Genomic DNA, 16,016 nt, shown 5'->3' with positions numbered 1-16,016 from the left:
GCGATGAACAAACAGTCACGCATTTTTGTCGCGGGCCACCGCGGCATGGTCGGTTCCGCGCTCGTCCGAAGGTTGAGCGCGGCCGGCTATACGAACGTGGTCACGCGCTCGCGGCTCGAACTCGACCTGACGGATCAGGCCGCCGTGAACCGCTTTTTCCAGAGCGAAAAAATCGACGTCGTGCTGCTTGCCGCGGCGCGCGTCGGCGGCATTCTCGCGAACGCGTCGCGGCCGGGCGAATTCATCTATGAAAACCTGGTGATCGAAACCAACGTGATTCACGCGGCGTATCGCGCACAGGTGGAGCGGCTGGTGTTCTTCGGCTCGTCGTGCATTTATCCGAAGCAGTGTCCGCAGCCGATTCGCGAGGAGTATCTGCTGACGTCGTCGCTCGAGCCGACCAACGACGCGTACGCCATCGCGAAGATCGCCGGCCTGAAACTCTGCGAAGCGTACAACTGCGAATACAACACGCAATACGTCTCGCTGATGCCGACCAATCTTTACGGGCCGAACGACAACTACGATCTGAACAGCAGCCATGTGTTGCCGGCGCTGCTGCGCAAGGCGCACGAAGCGAAGCGCTCGGGCGCCGACACGTTGACGGTATGGGGCTCGGGCACACCGCGTCGCGAGTTCCTGCACGTCGACGATCTTGCCGCCGCCACGCTGTTCGTGCTGGAAAACAACGTGACGGAAGGGCTTTTCAACGTCGGGGTCGGCGAAGACTTGTCGATTCGGGAACTGGCGGAGTGCATTTGCAAGGCGGTGGGTTTCGAGGGCGAGCTGGTGTTCGACGCGTCGAAACCCGACGGCACGCCGCGCAAATTGCTGGATGTTTCGCGCCTTGCGAAGATGGGCTGGCACGCAACGATTGGACTGGAGCAGGGAATCGCGTCGACGTATCGGGAATTCGTCGAATCATATGCCGGGTCGGCGACCGCGGCAGCCATGCAATGACGTCTTTTCGCGGAGCGGCATAAAAATGAGTGCATCGGTCACCATCTTCCACAACGTCGTATGGTCGCGTCACAAAGGTGTCGTGTTTTCTGCGCTGCATAATATTTCGGCATCCGGATCAATTCGGTACTCCATGGTGCAGATAGCGGATACCGAACACGATCGCCTCGGCTTTTCCGAGGTCGATTATTCATACCATCGGTATCCGATGCAAAAGCTGTTCGACGGCTGCTATGAAGACGTGCCGACCATCAAGATGATCGCGCGTCTGACGTGGGAAGTGCTGAAAGCCAAGTCCGATCTGATCGTGCTGCCGGGCTATCACCGTCCGGAGTACTGGGCGATGCTGGCGGCGTGCATCGTCACCGGCAAGCGTCGCGCGGTTTTTTGCGATTCCACCGGCCGCGATCGACCGAAGAAGCTCATTACGTCCATTCCGAAGCGTGTGTTTTTTTCGCTGTGCGACGGCTATTTCGGTTTCGGGGAGCGCAGCCGCGAGTATCTGCTGTCGCTCGGCGCAAAGCGCGAAAAGATTTTCGTGCCTTGTCAGGCGGCCGCGCTGCCCGGTTCGTTTTCTCCTGAACGTGCGTTGCCGGAGCGCGTTGCCGCGCGCGCCGGCAATCCGCCGGTGTTTCTATACGTAGGGCGTCTTTCTGAGGAGAAGGGCGTCGGAACGTTGCTTGAAGCGTTTGCCGGTTTGCGCAAGCGTATTCCCGCAGCGCGTTTGCGTATCGTCGGCACCGGGCCGATGGGCGACGCGTTGCGCGAAAAAGCCGCCGATCTGAAGCTGGGCGATGCCGTGACTTTCGTCGGAAGCTTGCAGGACGAACCGCTTACGCGCGAGTACTACGGCGCGACATGCATGGTGCTGCCGAGCTTTAGCGAGCCGTGGGGCCTTGTGGTCAACGAGGCGCTCGCGCACGGTTGCCCCGCAGTGGTGAGTGAAAGCTGCGGCTGCGTGCCGGAGCTCGTCATCGACGGCGTGAGCGGCTATTCGTTCACCGCGGGCGACGTGCCTGGATTGCAGCGCACGATGTTAAAGGCGATGGAAGCGTTCGCCGACGCGAGCGGGACCGCACGCCGTTGCATGGAAGTGATTCGCCGTTTCGATCCTCCTTCTGCAGCCGCCAACATTGCCCGCGGCTGTGCGCTGATGCTGAGCAATTGACGGGCGTCGCGGCGTCGCCGCGAGGTCGGGCAAGGAAGCCTTAACACGTTCAGACACGCACAATGAAGATCCTGATCTACGGCCTCAATTACGCGCCCGAGCTCACGGGGACCGGCAAGTACACGGCCGAAATGGCCGCGCTGCTGGCGAGCCGCGGCCACGAGGTGCGCGTGGTCTGCGCACCGCCGTATTACCCGGATTGGCGGGTTTCCTCGGGGTACGCCGGCTGGCGCTATCGGCGGGAGCAGCGCGACGGTGTTGCGGTGTGGCGCGCGCCGCTATGGGTGCCGTCGCAGCCGAGCGGCCTCAAGCGGATGATTCATCTGGCCAGTTTCGCCGCCACGTCGCTGCCTGTACTCGCCTGGCAGACTTTCTGGCGGCCCGACGCCGTGCTGTTGATTGCGCCCACCCTGATGTGCGCACCGGCCACGCTTGCTCTTGCGCGTCTCACGCGTGCCAGCGCGTGGCTGCACATTCAGGATTACGAAGTGGATGCCGCGTTCGAACTCGGCTTGCTCAAGGGCTCGCGGGCGGCGCGAATGGCGCGCTGGATGGAAAGCCAGTTCTTGCGGCGCTTCGATGCAGTTTCCTCGATTACGCGGCAGATGAGCGCGCGCGCGACCTCGAAAGGCGTGGCGCCTTCGAAAGTAGTGTGTCTGCCGAACTGGGTCGACGTATCGGCAATCTACCCCTTGCCGCGCGCGAGCGAGTATCGCAGCGAGCTTAATTTGCCGGACGGCCAGAAAGTCGTTCTGTACTCGGGGAACATGGGTGCGAAGCAGGGCATCGAGACACTTGCGGAGGCAGCGGCGTCGCTCGCATACCGACAAGATCTGACGTTTGTGTTCTGCGGCGGCGGCGCAGCTAAGGAAGGTCTCGCGCGACGCTGCGCGGCCTTGCCGAACTGCATCTTCCTTCCGCTGCAACCCGCCGAGCGTCTGAACGAACTGCTCAACCTCGCCGACATTCACGTGTTGCCGCAACGCGGCGATGCCGCGGATCTCGTCATGCCGTCCAAGCTGACCGGCATGTTTGCGAGCGGCCGCGCGACGATTGCCATGGCGCGGCGTGGAACCGCGCTTCACGAGGCAGTTCATGCGCGCGGCGTCGTGGTGCCGCCGGACAACGTGAAGGCGCTGGTCGGTGCGATTACGGCGCTCGCCAACGATCCGGAGCGCCGCGCGGCGCTCGGCCGGGCAGCGCGCGACTATGCAGAAACCGCACTTTCGCCGGATGCGACGATTAGTACTTTTGAAGAACGCGTGGGAATGCTGTGCCGCGCGGCGGGACGCAGGCGTTGGAAGGCGAGCGCCACGTACTTCGACGCGAGGCCTTCAGCAGTGACGGTGCCGCATCCGAAGCCCGCGACCCCGGAGGACGCCGCACCGGAGTAATCCCGTGCGCGGCCGGCATGAATGGGCAACTACCACGGCGAGCGATAGACGGAGCGCTTGCCGGTTGTATAGGGATCGGCATACGTGGCTTTGGCGGCGCCTTCCGGCAGCAGTTTGTCGGTGGCGCGGGGACGCGCTGCTGCATCGGCAACGCGAAGCTGACCGTTGACGGCGGCCGGCGCCTTGCGCTTGCCAGCGGCGCCTGGTTGACCGCCTTGGGCAGCACCGTTGACCGTCATGCGTTGCTCGTCGAGCAAGGCTGCGCGGCGGGCGTCGTCGAGCGTGCCGTTCTGTGCGTTGCCGATGTCATACCCGTCGGGTGCGCCGAGCAGCTTCTGTTCACGCTTGCGCTGTAGCGCGCCGCGGTCGACAGGAGTCGGCATCGGGGCGCCATAGTCGGTAGGAGCCGTAGCGGTCATTGCCGGCGCGCGGGCGGGCGCCGCGTCCTGGGCTAGTGCAGGTGCCGCGTAGGCGGCGAGGAGAAGCATGCAGTGGGCGGTGTGTCGAAGCGGAGTTGTCATTATGGTCCCCAGGTCGATGCAGTGTTGTAGAGATATCGTGCGCCAAAATCCATGCACCCAGCCGCCAAAACGCTTGCCCGGGCGGACAGCATGAAGATGAGGTGGTCGGTTAAAGACAAGCGTCCAAATTGATTAGTATCCCTGCGTATGGAAGCAGGGCGAAAGGCACGGAGAAAAACGATGGGCAATATCGCAGACGATCCGCGGCTAGCACATAGGCCGCAAAGCCACGCCGAGGGTGCCAAGCATCCTGTCATCGACTTGAGTCTCGCCGGCAAGGGCAATTATCTCGCGCGGCGCAGTGCGCTGATCGAGCTCGTATGGTTTGTCGTCGAAGCGTGTGTGATCAACAACAAGCTGCTGCCGTTCTCATTCGTGCGTGTTGCGCTGCTGCGTCTGTTCGGTGCGCGGATTGGGCAAGGGTGCCGGTTTGTGCATCCGTTGCGCGTCAAGGCGCCATGGAATCTGGAAGTGGGCGACAAATGCTGGTTTGGCGTGGACGTGTGGATCTATAACCAGGCACCCATCCATATCGGCTCGAACGTGTGCATTTCTCAGGGCACGTTCCTCACCGCCGGCTCGCACGATATGAGCACCACCATGGACCTTCGCGTTGCACCCATCGTCATCGAGGACGGTGTCTGGATCACCTCGAAATGCGTCGTGCAAATGGGCGTGACGATTGGCCGCTCTGCGGTTGTCACGCCGCTCTCCGTCGTGCATCGCTCTCTGGAAGCGGAAGGCGTGTACGGCGGAAACCCATGTCGTTTTTTACGGAAGCGTTTCCTTCCGTGACCTGTAGCACAGAATAAGAGCCGCAGCCTTTATACGCTGAGGAGACCGACGTCGTGGCAGCCGGCGTAATGACGCATCCGGCCACGGCATACGGCGCGTTGCCTGACCGCCATTCACCGGCGAGTTGGCGACGCCCCAAAAAGATCATGATGAAGAACACGGGAGCTGCGGATGTTCATCGATACTCGCAATGTCGAGCAAAACACGGTCATCGAAACGACGGTCTGCATCATCGGGGGAGGCGTCGCGGGCATTACGCTCGCGCGTGAAATGTCGGGCGCCGGCGTGGAAACATGCCTGCTGGAAAGCGGCGGCTTTGCCCCGGACGAAGAAACACGCGACCTGTACCGCGGCGAAAATGCCGGGCTGCCGTATCGATTCGCAGACGGCTCGCGCAGCCGCTATTTCGGCGGCAGCAGCAACTGCTGGGGCGGCTGGTGTCGTCCGCTCGATCCTTGGGACTTTGAAAAGCGCGACTGGATTGCGCACAGCGGCTGGCCCTTCGGGCTCGACGAACTCGCGCCGTATTACGCACGCACGCACGAACTGCTGAAGCTCGGTCCGCAGAACTTCGACCCCGCCTATTGGGAGCGCGAGATCGGCCGGTCGGACGTGCGCCGTATACCGCTTGGCAGCGGCGACATGCGCGATACCGTTGCGCAGTTCAGCCCGCCGCTGCGTTTCGGCAAGGTGTATCGCGAGGAACTGGGGCGCTCCACGCACGTTCGCGTGTTTCTGAACGCTAACGTTCTCAATATCGACGCCGACGCCCAAGGCACGACGATTACACGCGTGCAGGTGGGTACGCTCAGCGGCCGCAGAATGTCCGTCAAGGCGCGCATCTTCGTACTCGCCACCGGCGGGATTGAAAACGCGCGGCTATTGCTTGCCTCGAACAATGTGCAGGCCGCAGGGCTTGGCAATACTAACGATCTGGTTGGACGTTACTTCATGGATCACCCGCGCATGATGTCGGGGAAGGTGCGTTTTCGTCCAGGCGTTCCGCGCAACAAGCTCTATGACATCAAGTACCACTATCAGAACCCTGCGGTGTCGGCGCATGGCACGAAGATCTCGTCGCAATTCGCACCGAAGCAGGAGATGATGGAACGCGAAAAGCTGCTGAATTCCCGCGTGTGGCTCTATTCACGCTGGTACGGCGAGGGCAGCGCGGGCTCGGAGGCGCTGATCCGCTGCAAGGAAGCGCTCATGCACAAGGATCAGCCGGGGCGCAGCCTGAGGGCGGACATTGCGACGATGGCGGCGCATCCGCTGCATACGGTCGGGTACGGCCTGACGCGATTGCTGCAGTGGCCTGCGCTCATCACCGATGTCACGCTGCAGGCCATCGTCGAAGCGGTGCCGGATCCGGACAGCCGCGTCACGCTGTGCACCGACAAACGCGACCGGTTCGGCATGCCGCGCGTGAAGGTCGAATGGCGCCTCGGGGAGCAGGTGAAGCGCACTTTCGACAAGACGTTTGCCGGACTCGCGAAGGAGCTGCAGATGGCGCGCGTCGCGGACGTCGAACTCGATGCGCCGCTCGAGGGCAGGGCATGGCCCGAGAAGCTGGAAGGCACATGGCATCACATGGGCACGACACGTATGCACGATTCGCCGCGCGAAGGCGTGGTCGATCGCAATTGCAAGGTGCATGGCATCAGCAACCTGTATATCGGCGGCAGCTCGGTGTTTCCGACTGTCGGCGCCAATTTCCCCACTATTACGATTGCGGCACTCGCGTTGCGGCTCGCGGGGCATCTGGCGCGGCAGCTCGACGTGCCGCACGCCGTCGGCGGCACGCGTGTGGAAGCGGCGCATAGCGGCGTAGTGCCGGCGCAAGCACCGGTCGACACGCTGCCGATCGCCGCGTCGACGTTGACACCGTTGATGAAGGAGCAGCGAAGTTAAGGACGTAGCGGCGCTCCTGTGAGCGTTGTCGCTGAAACTTGAACGGCGCTCACAGGAGCGCCGTCATTTCTTGGTGGAATACCGCGAAATTCAGCGGCCCGGCTGAACGGCCCCGCGCAGCGTGGCGAGCGTAGTGATTTTTGCGTCGCCCTCGTGGCCGCCTTTCGTTTCAAGCAAGGTGGTCAGCGCGCTCACCATGGTCTCGACCCGAAAGCGCGCGTTGAAGGTTCGCGCAGCTTGCATACGCATGGTTTCGCGAGCGGAGTCGTCGAGCTCGAGCCAGCGGGTGAGGCTGCTTTCCGTGCCTTCAACGGTGTCCGGCGCGACGAGGCCCGCGCCATCTTCTTGGATCTCGCGCCACACGTTGACCTTGTCGGAGATGAGCGCGGGCAGTCCGCAGCCCAGCGCCTCGGCGACCGCCACGCCGAAGTTTTCCTGATGCGACGGCAGCGCGAACACGTCGCTTGCATGAAAGGCGCCCCACTTGAGATCGCCTTGCAGCATGCCAGGCAGGCTCATTCGATGCGCGATTCCAGCGGCCTGTGCCTGGGCTCGCAGGCTTGCGACCCAGCCCGTTTCGTCAGGGCCGGCAATCACCAGATGCAGCGCCTCGTCGCGTTTAGCCACGCGTGCGAATGCGTCGATCAGCAGGTCACAGCCCTTTTTCGCGTGCACTCGGCCGAGGAACAGCACGATACGTTTGCCGCGCGCAGCAGGCACGGCCTCGCAGAACGCTTCTCGTACCGACGCGGCATCGACCGTCGGAACCGCTGTGCCGAACGGCACGATACGTTCACGCGCGCGATAGAGCCAGAACGATTCACGGGCTCGCGTGCGTTCTTCTTCAGTCGTGAAGATGACCGCGCGCGCATCGCGCAGCACGCGGTATTCGGCCCAGGGCCAGTAAAGCCATTTCTTCAGATGCTTGAGCGGATACGCGTGCTTGAACCATGGGTCGAGCATGCCGTGCGCGTACACGTAATAGGGCACGTCGCTGTCATGCAGCGCTTTCCATGTCGCGAAGCCATGGTATTGCCATAGCCCGTGCACGACGACGGCATCGAAGCGCTTCGCGTGATTCGCGAGCCACGGCGCAAGGTGCGCGCTATAGCTGTAGCGATTCGAGGTGGGGCCGAACGCATGAACAGGAAAGGGGAACGTCGCGATATAGGCATCGTCGGGAGAATCGCAGGTAGCGACTTCGATCTCATGTCCGGCCTCCTGCATCGCTACGCCGCTGCGGCGAACGCCCTCGACAGGACCGCCCGCCCGTGGATCGATGCTTGCCAGCACGTGGAGGATTTTCATCGCGCAATGTCCGGTCGGTTGGCGCCAGGCAGTCGTGGCGTGTGCGGCATGCCGAGTGTGCCGGCGACATCAGAGTGGCCCATGCCCGGTTGAACGCGGCCAGGCAGGTCCGGCATCGCCGCGGGCCGCATAGGGCGGGCGGCTCGTATGCGATTCGTGCGTGCCGGCAGCGCGCGCTGCAAACGCGTGTAAGTGGCGATCATGAGGCCGAGCCCAATGCCGAATACGAGGCCCGAAAAGCGCGGCCCGAGCGGATTGCCGCCGATCGACGTGGCGGGCAACGCGGCAAACAGCATGATCGCGCGTCCGAGTACCGGAAGCATCGGCGCGTCGGGCACGACCTTGCGCCAATAGCGGTACGAGAAGAAACACAACGCGAGCGCGCCGAGCGTGGCAAGCGGCATCGCGATGCCGAACACGAGTCCGCCTGCGAAGAACTGGTAGACCCAGAAGTTGTGACCCGCGGCCCATTCGTTGATCGCATAGAAATCCTGCTTGCTGAATTGGCCCGCGAGGTCCGGCAGATAGGCTGGCGAATAGCGATAGTAGTGTCCGTAGCCTGCTCCGAAGAGCAGCGTTTCGGGGTTCGCCGTCACCTGGTCGTACTGATCGCGCATTTCCGCGAGACGGGTGATGGTGGTCGGATCCTTGCCCGAGACCGTTGCTTCGGAGAAGAAAATGCGCTGCGTCCAGTGTTCGGCAACGTTGGGAACCGCCAGTATCGCAATGCCCGCCACGCCCGCCAGCACCGCAGCGACGACGACTCCGCGAGCGATGGCGCGCCAGATCTGCCGAGCTGAAGGCGCGCTCAGTGCCATTGCGATGAGGAACAGCAGCACCGTGCCGACCAGCAGGCTGCGAGTGACGCTCAGTAATTCGACGATGACCGTGCCCGCGAATACCGCCACTGTGTACAGCGAATAGCGCCTGGCGACCACGAATTCGTGCAGCAGTACACCTTGCAGTCCGAGCAGCGTGACTGAGATGATCCGGAAGCGCACGTCTTCGAGACCGCCCCCGGTTGCCATGCCATAGACGAAAGTAAATACAAGGCTAATGACATTGCCCGCGAACAGTGCCCTTTCGAATTGAGCGATGCGCTGCTCGCTCCACGGCCGGCATGCAACGAGATAGCCGAGCAGGAACAGCACGAATGGCAAAAGCACGCGCAAATAATTGCCGCTGTCGTTGTCCTGAATGAGTTGCGCGACTACGCTGCCGAATACGCATAACAGCATGCTGGCGGTGACGATCGAGCGAAGCCGGGAGCGCTCGGGAAAGCGCGGTGCGATCAGCAGAAGGGCGAGCCCCGCAGCCATCGCTGGAACGACAAAAATGAACTGGGCGAAGTGCCCGGTGGTCGCGTTGGTGGCCTTGTAGTCCAGCGCAAGTGCCAGCAGGAAAATCCATATCCATGGCGTTGCATACTGATGGCGCATTCTTGTTTCCTCCCCGTCGCCGTCATTTGCCGTCGTCTATAGCGGACGGTCTCGCGTCGGGTCATTGTGAGCGCAACTTTGCGTCTGTGCACATCGCTAAATGCGGTTCGTCTCCGACTGCCTGGATTCTGGCGACAGTGGAAAGGGCTATGCCTGCAAGACGCACGCAAGCTCGCCGATGTTGTCGGTGAATGCCTTGATCTTGGCGCTCGCGTATGCTCCCCGCCGCCGAAGATGAAAACAGGCCAATGTACCCATTAGAATGGAAAGGGGAGAACAACATGAAGCTATTTGGCGGGACGGGACCCGCAAAAGCCGGACGGGCGATCGAGCTGGATTTCGTCCGCGGCATCGCGATCATTGCGGTGATGGGCTTTCACTTTCATGCTGTTCATACAAACAACGTTCTGCTGCAGATTATCGAGTACCCGCTCAAGAGCTTCGGTCGAGAGGGCGTCAATCTCTTCTTCACGCTCAGCGGCTTTCTGGTTGGTGGTTTGCTGCTGCGGCAATACGCGGAGACGGGGCATGTCGACGCGCGCCGCTTCATTGTGCGACGGATGTTCCGCATCTGGCCCGCGTATTACGTATTGATTGCGTTTCATGTACTCGCGGGGCGGCACCCGTGGAATACGTTTGTCTTTCAGAATCTCACGCATTTGCAGAATTATCTCGGCACCTCGATTACGCAGACCTGGAGTCTCGCGGTTGAAGAACATTTCTATCTCGTTCTGCCGGCACTTTTATTACTTTTCTCTCGCTGGCGGCTCGGTGCATGGACCATTGTCGGCGTGCTTTCCGGTATCTGTGCGCTAACACTCATAGCGCGTTGCTTTGCCGTCGCGGGCGGGAATCTGGAAGGCGCTTTCGCCTACACGCAGTACCGCATTGACAGTCTGCTGATCGGCGTGATTCTCTCGGCGATCTACTGGATGAAGCCGGCCATTTACCAACAGCTTGCGAAACGCAAGTGGCTGTTGATCGGCAGCGTCGTACTGTTGTGCGCATGGCTCGTGCTGGCCACGAAGCACATCGCACTCGACGAAAGCATTGGCTATACGATTCAGGCACTCGGTTTTGCCGCGCTTATCGTGCTGGTGCTCGAGTACTCCGGATGGTTGCGCTCGACATGGATTTATCGCGGCGTCGCGTGGATCGGCCTCTATTCTTACGGTATTTACCTGTGGCACTCGCTCGCGCTTGCGCCGGGCGACATGCTGATTCGCAAGGCGACGGCGCTCGGCCTGGCACCGGGCGTAATCTGGGTCGTGGCGCTTGCCGCACAGTTCGCTATTGCCATTGTGATCGGCTATGTCACCACGCGTGCAATCGAATACCCATTCCTGCTGATGCGCAATGCGCTGTTCCCCGAAAAGCGCAGCAGTTCGGTACGGGAAGAAGTGCCGGTCGCAGGCGGACAGTTGTCCTGACAACAAGCTGCGAGTAACGTGCGCCGGGCGTTGTGCCTTGCGCACGCTACGCCGTGCGCAAGGCTTTTTATTACGCCATCTGTTGCAGCAAGGTGTGTTTGAATTCGCCGAGCGTATTTTGCGCGAGCAGATTGTCGCGCGACGAAGCCGACCCGTGCGCGTGGGGCCATGACGTCATGGTTTCCGTAATGGCCCTGGCTATTGACGCAGAACTCAGGTCGCTCAGAATCGGGCCCAGTTCGCAGCGCCTGCTAAACCAGCCGATCAGGCCGTCTTCCGTTGCAATGACCGGTTTGCCGAAGCGGTACGCCTGCACGAGCACTCCGCTCATGCCGTAATGACCTTTGTAGCCGAGCCAGACCGCATCGCATGCGGAGAACAGATCGCGCTCCATGTCGTTGGAGATGAATGAATCGAGCACCACTGGCGCCGGCGTCAAGCTGCGAATGTGATTACGCATGAAGTGGCGCGTGCCCGCATCCTGTTCGCCCGCAACGATCAGCGTCGGCGCATGCTCGAGGCGGGTCATCGCGTGAACCAGCTCGTAAATACCCTTGCGTTCGGTGATCGCGCCGTACACGAGCAAATAGCGCTGCGCCGGATCGAGGCCGAGTCGCGCGCGCGCGAGCGCCGGATCTTCGGCTCGCTCGTCGGGGAATGGGTCGGCGACATAAGCGATCTTTGCGCTGCCTTTCGAGGCATGCTGCGCGGCCCATTCCGGCAGCGTCGGGTCGATGCTCAACAATGTGCGCAGGCCCGGCGTGCGGATCGCACGCGTGAACAACTGCGCCTTGATCGCGTTGACGACTGGACGATCGGGCGCCTTGATGCCGACCTTGTGATGATGAAACGTCGAGCGCATCGTGATGCCGATCCACGGCGTTTTGCCGAATGGCGAACCGAGAAAAGCGAGCCCATTGAAGAAGTAATCCGCATACGGCACGACAACGAGCCGGATTGACTGCGCGCGACTGACAAGCCGGAAGGCGCGCTCGAAGTAGTGATGAAAGCGCCAGTACTGGTTGCGTTCGCGCAGGCGGTGAGTCCGGCTTTCCTCCGGATCGACGAAAGCGATCTGCTGATCCGGGCGGTTCGCGGCGGTGATCTGACGCGCGAGCCGGTGATCCTCATTTGCGCATTCGGTGACGAGAATGCATGGATAGCCGGCATCCGCGCAGGCCTGCATGATCCATTCCGCGTAGCGCCAGCGGTGACCCGTCAAATTAGGCTCAACGATCAGGACAAAGTCAGGTTCGATCACGTCGGTAGGCATAAGCGGAAATAGGCGGGCGTGGATTGACGAATGGCATCGGCGGGCCGGCTGGCAGGGACCGGATAGCCCGCGCCGCGGCCTCTGCCGCGCAGTCAGATGAATAACGTTAGCACCGTGCAGCACCGTAAAACTGCCTAGTTCGCGCGTTGTGTGGGAAAACGAACTACCACGCAAGGGCTTCGGCTGAAGTGACCTGGTTGATGGCGGTTGACGGCGAATCTCTCGCGGTAAGGTCATGCTTACGGTTCCAGATGAACCACCGCCAGCTTGCTGGCGCAACGAATCCAATCAGGCGCGGCGGCGTCTCCAGCAAGTTACGGCATGCTGGGCAGATCGCTGAATAGCGCTGTCATTCGACGGAGAACCAGCTTGCGGGCGATCAGGCTTCCCGCGTTCTCGATAGCGAGCAGCTTCGGGGCGAGCGCGGCGACGTGGGTGTTATTGCAACAGTTCACAGTGCGTGGACTGGTGGCGATCAAGTTTCTGGCGATAGGCCGCATGCTCGGACCGGCCGCCATCGGCAGCGTGAGTGTGGCTTTGCTCGCTGTTGCAGTTGCCGAGGCGCTCTCCGATACAGGCCTCGCGCAGGCCGTTATTCAAGGCGAGCACGCGCCGACGCGCTCGCAACTCGGCGCGGTATGGACCACGCTGACAGCGCGCGGCGTGCTGATCTCCTTGCTGCTCGTCGCACTCGCGCCTTTGCTTTCCAGTCAGTTTCATCTCGACGGATCGCTCGTGCTGATCCAACTCGCCGCGTTGCTGCCGTTGTTGCGCGGCATCGCCTCGCCGGCCTATTACGTGGTGCAGCGCGAGCGGCGCTTTCAGCATATTGCGGGCGTGGAGGTGGCGGCGGCGTTCGTCGATTGCTCGGTCGGTCTTGCACTCGCTTATTTTGGCGCTGGCGCTGCGTCGGTGCTGATCGGGCTCGTTGCCGGCGAAACGCTGAAGAGCACGCTCACCTGGGCCACGATGACGCCGCGGCCGCCGGTGCGCGCGGTGTGGTCGGGCATCGGCCAGTATGTCGGTTTCAGCCGGTGGATCTGGGCCAGCAGCGTGATCAACCTGTTGCTCAATCAGTTCGACAAAGTCGTTGTAGGCAAACTGCTTGGACCTACGCAACTCGGCGGCTATCAGATGTCGTCGCGCCTTGCGCAGATGCTGCTGGCGGATGCGGCAATCGCGATGTCGCAGTACCTCTTTCCGACCTTTGCCGCGCATCATCGCCGCAGTGCACAGTCGGCATCGAGGCTCATCAGAATTTATCTGCTGGTGGTCGCTATCGGCCTCGCTGCCTTTGTCGAGGTGCTGCGGCTCATCGCGGAGCCGATGTTCTCATTGATTCTCGGCGCGGCGTGGCTGCCCGCGGTGCCGCTCTTCAGGATACTTGTCATCAACATGGCTATCGGGGCGTTGATTGCGGTGCTCGTGTCGTATCTGCGCGCAATCGGCGACGCGAAGGCTACCGTGCACGCGTCCGCGATTCAGGTGGTGGTGCTGCTCGTGAGCGCACCGCTCTGGGTTCGCTGGTGGGGCGTGACAGGGATCGCATGGTCGATGACGCTCGGCCTCGGCTGCGCCGCGGCGTGGATGCTCTACAGAACATTGACGGCAAGGACGGCATGATGCGTGTCTTCCATCTCGTACTGGCGCCGCGTTTGTCCGGCGCTGAAGTGCTCGCGAAAGATCTCGCGCTCGATCAGTGCGCTGAAGGAATGGCCGTGTGCGTGGCATCGCTGTTGCCGGCGCACGCTGATTTCGCGGCGCTGGCCGACGAATTACAAGCGCACGGCGTGCAGTGCTGGTTTCCGCAAAAGCGGCACCACGCGCCTGGCAAGCTATGGAATCTGTTCGTCGCCGTGCGGCGTTTTCGCCCAGATGTCATCTTCGCGCACGCCACGATTCCGTCGTTCTACGCGCGCTCGTTGCCGCTCGGCGCGCCGGTTGTCTATGTGATGCATTCCGCGACCAACGATTTCGAGCGCCCGCTGTTCCGGCGTGTCGAGCATCTGCTGTCGGGGCGTGCACGCGTGGTGATCGGCGTATCGCAGCAAGGCGTGAGGGACTATATCCAGGCAATCGGCGTGCATCCGTCCATGACAGTCGTGCCGAACGGCGTGGATCTCGCGCGCTTCACATTCACGGACGGCGGACAGCGCGAGAGCACTGTGCCGCACATTGTGCAGATTGGCCGATATGCGTCGGTGAAAAATCAGCTGCTCACGGTGCGCGCCTTCAGCGAGGTGCTCAAGCAGGTCGAGAACGCGAAACTGACGTTGTACGGCGTAGTCGAGGACCCCGATTATCAGCGCGCGGTCGTTGCACTCGCAACGGAACTCGGCATCGCGGAGCGCGTCGTGGTCGCCGGCCCGCGCAGCGACGTGGCCACGGTGCTTTCTGAATCGAGCGTGTTCGTGATGCCGTCGCGCTCCGAAGGGCATAGCGTGGCGTTTCTGGAGGCCTTGGCCTCAGGCCTACCGATCGTCGCGAGCCGGATACCGGCGTTTGCATTCGCCAATGGCTTTCCGGGCGTGCAGCTCGTCGATACCGACAACATCCGCTGCTATGCCGAGGCCATTGTTACAGCGCTAGCTCAGGAGCGCGTGCAAAGATCGCTTGCCGGGCTGACGCTAAGAGACACGGCCGAGCGATATCGCGCGATTGCACGGCAGATCTGCCCCGCGGTGTCGCCGCGTTAAGCGCGCGGCCCCGCGAGTTCAGTGGTGCGCGTTGACGTCGCGCGTATCCGGCGCGGGTTCGGGCTCGGGCGCGACAGTTTGCACGTTGGCGAGCGCCGTCTCCTGCATCGCCAGCGTGACGAGCCGACGCGCTTCCCGGCTGCTCGAATCGATCTCGAGCGCGCTGCCCGCGTTGCGCGACACGCAATCCCAACGTGCGATGGTGTTACAGCCTCGTGCCAGACTCAGCAGTGCGTCGCGCTGCTGCTCGCGCGTGGTGACGGCCGCACGCAAGCTTTGCGCTTCCCGGCTTTGAGGTTGCACGGACATGGCTGCTGCAATCCGCACCTTCGTTGCGGACAAGTTGTTGTTCTGAAGACTCGCGCGCGCGGCGCGTAGGTGCCGTGACAGATCCACGCGTGCTTTCTCCTCGGCGGTGAGCAGCGGCATTGCACCTGGGTTGCGCTTTGCTTGTGCCGACGCGATCGCGACACCGGAGGCAATGGGTGCTGCGGACGACACAGCCGAAACAGCAGGCGCAGCGCGACGCGCGGGCAAGCGCGATGCGGAGGTTGCGGGCAATGCGGCGGCTATTGGCGGCTGTGCCGCGGCTAACGCTGTCGGCGGCGTCGATGCCGTCTCGGCGCGCGGGGCGGGCGCAACGGCTGCGGACTGCACGGGAGCGACAACGCCGGAACGTTCGACGGCCGCCACAGGCGGCGCGACGTGCTGCTGCCTGATCGCGCCCGAGACGGCGACCGGTTCGCCTTCCAGCTCGCTGTCGCCGTGGTGTATGAAGCCCACATAGACCGCTGACGCTACGACGAGCGCGGAAGCGGCAAATGCAACGGGCTCGCGCAGCCGTTGGTATGCGCTCTGTACGACCACGGGCGCTTCCGTGGACGCGTATGGATTGGTGAGCGCACGCGATGGGTTCCACACTCTGCGAGCCGGCACGCGGTGTGTCGTGACTGCACGGCTGTCGTTGAGCCGTACGGTCAGCGTGGGCACCATCGCCCCGTAAGCAGGGACGCGTCGCGCGCGACACGAAGGACAGGGCATGGCGGGGTCGGCGAGCGGCGCTCCACACGATTCGCATTCCGAAATATTGGCCTGGTCTGTATTCATGTCGCTATTTCCCC

General features: G+C 62.4%; 13 protein-coding genes. 8 read left to right on the top strand and 5 right to left on the bottom strand.

Annotated features, from left to right (window positions below; all coding sequences use genetic code 11):
- Positions 1-3: 3 nt before the first annotated feature.
- The 3 genes from ACEN8U_RS29320 to ACEN8U_RS29310 all read left to right on the top strand — a co-directional run bounded on the left by ACEN8U_RS29320 (position 4) and on the right by ACEN8U_RS29310 (position 3,522).
- A complete protein-coding gene (locus tag ACEN8U_RS29320) occupies positions 4-960 on the top strand; it encodes a GDP-L-fucose synthase family protein (RefSeq protein WP_013587250.1) in 957 nt (318 codons plus the stop codon).
- Positions 961-985: 25 nt separating this feature from the next.
- Positions 986-2,128, top strand: coding sequence for a glycosyltransferase family 4 protein (locus ACEN8U_RS29315; protein WP_310105295.1), 1,143 nt, complete (start codon positions 986-988; stop codon positions 2,126-2,128).
- 62 nt (positions 2,129-2,190) lie between these two features.
- Complete coding sequence (locus ACEN8U_RS29310) at positions 2,191-3,522, top strand: glycosyltransferase WbuB (RefSeq protein WP_310105298.1); 1,332 nt, start codon at positions 2,191-2,193, stop codon at positions 3,520-3,522.
- A 29-nt stretch (positions 3,523-3,551) separates the two neighbouring features.
- On the opposite strand, the gene ACEN8U_RS29305 is transcribed toward ACEN8U_RS29310, so the two are convergent.
- Positions 3,552-3,905 (bottom strand): hypothetical protein, encoded by a 354-nt coding sequence (locus ACEN8U_RS29305; protein WP_310105301.1) that lies wholly within the window; start codon positions 3,903-3,905, stop codon positions 3,552-3,554.
- A gap of 318 nt (positions 3,906-4,223) precedes the next feature.
- Here ACEN8U_RS29305 and ACEN8U_RS29300 point away from each other — a divergent pair, with 318 nt between their 5' ends.
- Both ACEN8U_RS29300 and ACEN8U_RS29295 read left to right on the top strand, forming a co-directional pair.
- Positions 4,224-4,838: a DapH/DapD/GlmU-related protein gene (locus ACEN8U_RS29300; protein ID WP_310105303.1), complete on the top strand. Its 615-nt coding sequence runs from the start codon at positions 4,224-4,226 to the stop codon at positions 4,836-4,838.
- A gap of 171 nt (positions 4,839-5,009) precedes the next feature.
- Complete coding sequence (locus ACEN8U_RS29295; protein ID WP_310105305.1) at positions 5,010-6,749, top strand: GMC family oxidoreductase; 1,740 nt, start codon at positions 5,010-5,012, stop codon at positions 6,747-6,749.
- Between the two features lie 90 nt (positions 6,750-6,839).
- On the opposite strand, the gene ACEN8U_RS29290 is transcribed toward ACEN8U_RS29295, so the two are convergent.
- Both ACEN8U_RS29290 and ACEN8U_RS29285 read right to left on the bottom strand, forming a co-directional pair.
- The gene (locus ACEN8U_RS29290) at positions 6,840-8,057 is read right to left on the bottom strand and encodes a glycosyltransferase (RefSeq protein WP_310105308.1); all 1,218 of its coding nucleotides are present in this window, start codon (positions 8,055-8,057) and stop codon (positions 6,840-6,842) included.
- Positions 8,054-9,496 (bottom strand): hypothetical protein, encoded by a 1,443-nt coding sequence (locus ACEN8U_RS29285; protein ID WP_310105310.1) that lies wholly within the window; start codon positions 9,494-9,496, stop codon positions 8,054-8,056. Before ACEN8U_RS29285 ends, ACEN8U_RS29290 begins: the two co-directional genes overlap by 4 nt.
- A gap of 281 nt (positions 9,497-9,777) precedes the next feature.
- On the opposite strand from ACEN8U_RS29285, the gene ACEN8U_RS29280 reads away from it, so the two are divergent.
- Positions 9,778-10,926, top strand: a complete 1,149-nt coding sequence (locus tag ACEN8U_RS29280; RefSeq protein WP_310105313.1) for an acyltransferase — start codon at positions 9,778-9,780, stop codon at positions 10,924-10,926.
- Positions 10,927-10,996: 70 nt separating this feature from the next.
- On the opposite strand, the gene ACEN8U_RS29275 is transcribed toward ACEN8U_RS29280, so the two are convergent.
- Complete coding sequence (locus tag ACEN8U_RS29275; RefSeq protein WP_310105315.1) at positions 10,997-12,199, bottom strand: glycosyltransferase; 1,203 nt, start codon at positions 12,197-12,199, stop codon at positions 10,997-10,999.
- Between the two features lie 369 nt (positions 12,200-12,568).
- On the opposite strand from ACEN8U_RS29275, the gene ACEN8U_RS29270 reads away from it, so the two are divergent.
- The gene (locus ACEN8U_RS29270; RefSeq protein ID WP_310105318.1) at positions 12,569-13,822 is read left to right on the top strand and encodes an oligosaccharide flippase family protein; all 1,254 of its coding nucleotides are present in this window, start codon (positions 12,569-12,571) and stop codon (positions 13,820-13,822) included.
- Positions 13,822-14,895, top strand: a complete 1,074-nt coding sequence (locus ACEN8U_RS29265) for a glycosyltransferase (protein ID WP_310105321.1) — start codon at positions 13,822-13,824, stop codon at positions 14,893-14,895. The genes ACEN8U_RS29270 and ACEN8U_RS29265 overlap by 1 nt, the downstream gene beginning before the upstream one ends.
- Positions 14,896-14,913: 18 nt before the next feature.
- Here ACEN8U_RS29265 and ACEN8U_RS29260 read toward each other — a convergent pair whose 3' ends face one another.
- Positions 14,914-16,002, bottom strand: coding sequence for a hypothetical protein (locus tag ACEN8U_RS29260; protein ID WP_310105324.1), 1,089 nt, complete (start codon positions 16,000-16,002; stop codon positions 14,914-14,916).
- Positions 16,003-16,016: the final 14 nt, after the last annotated feature.

Source organism: Paraburkholderia phenoliruptrix, from assembly GCF_047325075.1.
Taxonomy (GTDB): domain Bacteria; phylum Pseudomonadota; class Gammaproteobacteria; order Burkholderiales; family Burkholderiaceae; genus Paraburkholderia; species Paraburkholderia phenoliruptrix.
This window is presented reverse-complemented; position numbering and strand designations above follow the sequence as displayed.

Excerpts from the sequence above, each read along its gene's own strand:
- ACEN8U_RS29275 (WP_310105315.1), bottom strand. The coding sequence starts at position 12,199 with ATGCCTACCGACGTGATCGAACCTGACTTTGTCCTGATCGTTGAGCCT.
- ACEN8U_RS29295 (WP_310105305.1), top strand. The coding sequence starts at position 5,010 with ATGTTCATCGATACTCGCAATGTCGAGCAAAACACGGTCATCGAAACG.
- ACEN8U_RS29265 (WP_310105321.1), top strand. The coding sequence starts at position 13,822 with ATGCGTGTCTTCCATCTCGTACTGGCGCCGCGTTTGTCCGGCGCTGAA.
- ACEN8U_RS29315 (WP_310105295.1), top strand. The coding sequence starts at position 986 with ATGAGTGCATCGGTCACCATCTTCCACAACGTCGTATGGTCGCGTCAC.
- ACEN8U_RS29320 (WP_013587250.1), top strand. The coding sequence starts at position 4 with ATGAACAAACAGTCACGCATTTTTGTCGCGGGCCACCGCGGCATGGTC.
- ACEN8U_RS29300 (WP_310105303.1), top strand. The coding sequence starts at position 4,224 with ATGGGCAATATCGCAGACGATCCGCGGCTAGCACATAGGCCGCAAAGC.
- ACEN8U_RS29290 (WP_310105308.1), bottom strand. The coding sequence starts at position 8,057 with ATGAAAATCCTCCACGTGCTGGCAAGCATCGATCCACGGGCGGGCGGT.
- ACEN8U_RS29305 (WP_310105301.1), bottom strand. The coding sequence starts at position 3,905 with ATGCCGACTCCTGTCGACCGCGGCGCGCTACAGCGCAAGCGTGAACAG.
- ACEN8U_RS29280 (WP_310105313.1), top strand. The coding sequence starts at position 9,778 with ATGAAGCTATTTGGCGGGACGGGACCCGCAAAAGCCGGACGGGCGATC.
- ACEN8U_RS29310 (WP_310105298.1), top strand. The coding sequence starts at position 2,191 with ATGAAGATCCTGATCTACGGCCTCAATTACGCGCCCGAGCTCACGGGG.
- ACEN8U_RS29260 (WP_310105324.1), bottom strand. The coding sequence starts at position 16,002 with ATGAATACAGACCAGGCCAATATTTCGGAATGCGAATCGTGTGGAGCG.
- ACEN8U_RS29285 (WP_310105310.1), bottom strand. The coding sequence starts at position 9,496 with ATGCGCCATCAGTATGCAACGCCATGGATATGGATTTTCCTGCTGGCA.